General features: G+C 33.9%; 4 protein-coding genes. 1 reads left to right on the top strand and 3 read right to left on the bottom strand.

Features of this window, described 5'->3' with window-relative positions; all coding sequences use genetic code 11:
* Positions 1 to 1,330 (bottom strand): peptidoglycan amidohydrolase family protein (locus tag KQI94_RS15685; protein ID WP_216454608.1); only part of this gene is annotated, 1,330 nt, incomplete at its 3' end.
* A gap of 152 nt (positions 1,331 to 1,482) precedes the next feature.
* Between KQI94_RS15685 and KQI94_RS15680 the strand changes: the two genes are divergently transcribed.
* Positions 1,483 to 2,175, top strand: coding sequence for a hypothetical protein (locus KQI94_RS15680; protein WP_002390338.1), 693 nt, complete (start codon positions 1,483 to 1,485; stop codon positions 2,173 to 2,175).
* 210 nt (positions 2,176 to 2,385) lie between these two features.
* Here the strand turns inward: KQI94_RS15680 and KQI94_RS15675 are convergent, their stop codons facing one another.
* The gene (locus tag KQI94_RS15675) at positions 2,386 to 2,568 is read right to left on the bottom strand and encodes a hypothetical protein (RefSeq protein ID WP_002375302.1); all 183 of its coding nucleotides are present in this window, start codon (positions 2,566 to 2,568) and stop codon (positions 2,386 to 2,388) included.
* A gap of 49 nt (positions 2,569 to 2,617) precedes the next feature.
* The gene (locus KQI94_RS15670; protein ID WP_002369765.1) at positions 2,618 to 3,277 is read right to left on the bottom strand and encodes a DUF2786 domain-containing protein; all 660 of its coding nucleotides are present in this window, start codon (positions 3,275 to 3,277) and stop codon (positions 2,618 to 2,620) included.
* Between the last annotated feature and the right edge of the window lie 143 nt (positions 3,278 to 3,420).

Below are 3,420 nucleotides of genomic sequence, written 5' to 3'. Positions count from 1 at the left end.
CAGCTTCATAATAAGCTAATGCTGGGCTATTTGGATCTGTATCACCGCTTACCGGTAATCTCATGCTAGGATAAAATACACCACTCAATGCACTTCCCGTATTTGAACCCGATCCTGAAGGGGTATTATTTAAAAATCCTGTTCCCCATACAGTGTCTGTTCGACCATCATCTGGTCCTACCGCCACATAACGGCGCAAGCCTGAACCTGCAACGTAACTAATCCATGCATAGCCATTAGCAAAAACATAGCTATCATAAACGATAGCCTGACCAGCTTCGTAGTAATCTAAAGCTGGACTATTAGGATCTGTATCACCACTTACCGGTAATCTCATACTTGGATAAAATACACCCGCTGAAGGATTCACTGAATCTCCTTTTGATCCAGAAGAATCTCCAGGATATGGTTTTGAAGCACCTCCAAAACGATAAATAGCAGCTGTAGGACGTCCAGCACTAACCCAATATTGATCATAACTATTTATTGTGATACCAACGTTTGTACTGGCATTGCAATGAATAATCATATTTTCATCAATAAAAATCCCTGTATGACCGAACTCTCCACCTGAATTGCCTCTAATTCCCCAAATGAAAATGTCTCCTCTTTGAGTAGCATAGTTCCCATTTATCAGTGGTAATTGTGACCAACCTACACGTTCAAGTTGTCCAAAAAGTGAATCTGTATTTCCTGGATAAGTAGTAGGAGGAATGAACCCAGCTTCTCTTAATGCAAAATATACTGCACTAGAACAATCATAAGAGTTTGGTCCTAATCGGTAATCCATACTGTAAGTAACACCTTGGGCTTTTTTACCTTCCATCCAACGAATCATTACATCAAACCCAATACGAGCTTGGTTATTTGTCTCAGTATTTCCAGAAGCCCCTTCTAGATAAAGTGAAGCCTCAGCATTTCTTCGTTCAACAAGTTTTGGTAATTTAATGCTTCCGATGTCATAGACATACAATTTCATTTCTCTTGCAGCCGAATTAAATTCCTTTGTGTTTGTAAAATGCATAACATCTGAACTTGGTAAAAAACCTAATCCTTTTGAATGAGAGAAAGAAACTAATGCATCAAATTGATTTTGGGTTGCTTTAATTGCCAGAAGCTTGGATATTAATGTTGCATGTTCAGATAAATCATCACGTAAAATTTGTTCAGCTTGGCTTTCCGTGATAGTCATTCCTGATTTAATTGGGTGTCTGTCATTTGATAAATGACCATACCCAATTGACAAAATCCCGTCTCTTCCTGCTACAGCTTTAAGTGAAAAGGAAGAATATTTTTTACATAGGTTTACTGCTTTTTGACTATAATTCATAAAATCACCTCAATATTTTTTGTCGCGACTTTTTTCGTATACGCCTATATATGTTGATAAGAATATCTATTTGTGACAATAGAATAAGTAATTCTTTTGTTTTATTATTAAGTACGATAAAATTAGTTATAGATTGTATAAGGAGGAATATTATGAAAAAATTAGTTTTTGTTGCTTTAGTTGTTCTTTTAACAGGGTGTAGTTCTCAGAAAGCAAATGAATCTAAAGATCAAGAAGAATCTGCCACTAACTCGACATCAGTGAAAAAAAGTACTAGCAATTATAATTCTAGTACAGAATCAAGCTCTAGCACCGAAATAAAAGAAACTTCTACAAGTTCAAGTACGAATCAGGTTTCCACAACTCCTAAAAGTGAACCATCTACAAATGTAGAAGAATCAAATTCTTTAGAATCAGCACCTTATGCTGTAGATATTAGTAATTTAAACAATCCACTAGTATTCAATTTTAATGGAATGAATGTGCCTAATTCAGTTACTTTAGAGAATTTAAATTCAACACCTACAGCAACCTTTCGAACTAAATTAATTGGGGCTGAAAATAGCCAATTGAAAGAATCTATTAATAAATATGAGTTATCTATAAATACAATTCCCACAAAAGAGATTAGAATATTTTCATCGGGCGATAATAGCATTAGAACAGTTAAAGTAAATACAGAATTAATTTTAGGAAGTAATATTTATTCAAACTATGAACGAAATATATCAGGTAATTTATACTTGTTTATCAATAAAAATGGAACCATATCTTTAATAACTCCGAATTACGCAGGCAATGTTACTGATGATCAAAAAGATGTTATGCTAGAAGTAACTCAATAACTAGCGCAATTAATTAATAAAAAGAAATCTTCTAAGTAAGAAGGTTTCTTTTTATTAATTTCATCTATTGATAACTTTATTTTTAAGGTACTCATCTATAGACTACTTTTTCAATCTCTTATTCTTAATGAAGTTTCCAAAATAGCTTCTATATAAAAAATAGTTACATCACTTTTTTAACGAAAAATAAAAAGGTGACGTATTTAGTAGTCACCTTTTATAAAGTTTTGGAATTAGCAAGCCCGCTTGCTCTTGTTCTAATAACATTTCAAGACCGATAGCAAGAATTTTCGATTCGCTTTTTCTATATTTTGTTTTGAGATACTTTAACCCTTCTTGTTGTTTTAAATTTAAATTAGATTGTGCACGCTTATTACCTTTCTTTATAGCCATTCTGATCCATCCTTTTTATTAAATAGTATTCCCTCCATTAATAAATGTATTAGTTGATTAGCTCTTTATTTTTAAATTGCAAGCCTTCCTGGTAACCAGACTGAAAAGCATCGAAGTTTTCAACCTGATGTGAGGTGTCTTTTCCTTTAACTAAGCCTAGCTTTGAGACTTCTTCATGGACTGCGACAGGCAACTGCAATGCAAGTTCGTAACCATTCGTAAGTACCTGGGCTTCAAATACAGAACTAAGAGCTGTCAAATACCCTTCGATATAGTCTTGTTTTAATTGCCATTTTCGTTTATATTTTCGCTTAATTTCCGGTTGCTTCATAAACTCTTTTGAACAAAAGGCAACACTACCTTTTGCATATAAAAATGTAATTTCTGCAATCTCTGCATCTGTTGTTAAACCTACGTAGTGTAATTCTATATCTGAAGAACTTTGATAGTAATTCTTCACACGAAAATTCTTTGCAATGATTCCAGCTAGTCTGTAGACCCATTTATGTGGTCTTCCTTTGTAAATCACTTTATCTACAACATTTTCCTGTCTTTGGTGTTGCTGATAATGAAACACTTCTTCTTCATCAATTCCATAGGCTAGCATCAATTCCTGGGCCTTTGCTAAAGCTGTCATTGATTCTTCATCATTCGCATCGTTCGCTAGTGCTAACAACCGTTGAATTTTATCTTTTCTTTTTTCATCCATTCGTATGCTCCTGGCTCATAGTAATCTTTAAAATTGGATCATCTGCTGTATTTCTTGGAAAACCACACACGACTCCTTCTAACGCTCGTTCCATTTTCGTTTGTTTTTCGGTTCTTTCCTTTTTACTTTCATGATATAACTTT

Source organism: Enterococcus sp. S183_ASV_20 (assembly GCF_018919685.1).
Lineage (GTDB): Bacteria > Bacillota > Bacilli > Lactobacillales > Enterococcaceae > Enterococcus > Enterococcus faecalis.
The sequence above is the reverse complement of the archived record's forward strand: the minus strand, read 5'-3'. Positions and strand labels throughout refer to the sequence as shown.

What these genes read in the sequence shown, in the direction of transcription:
- KQI94_RS15680 (WP_002390338.1), top strand. Translation starts at nt 1,483, where the DNA reads ATGAAAAAATTAGTTTTTGTTGCTTTAGTTGTTCTTTTAACAGGGTGT.
- KQI94_RS15675 (WP_002375302.1), bottom strand. Translation starts at nt 2,568, where the DNA reads ATGGCTATAAAGAAAGGTAATAAGCGTGCACAATCTAATTTAAATTTA.
- KQI94_RS15670 (WP_002369765.1), bottom strand. Translation starts at nt 3,277, where the DNA reads ATGGATGAAAAAAGAAAAGATAAAATTCAACGGTTGTTAGCACTAGCG.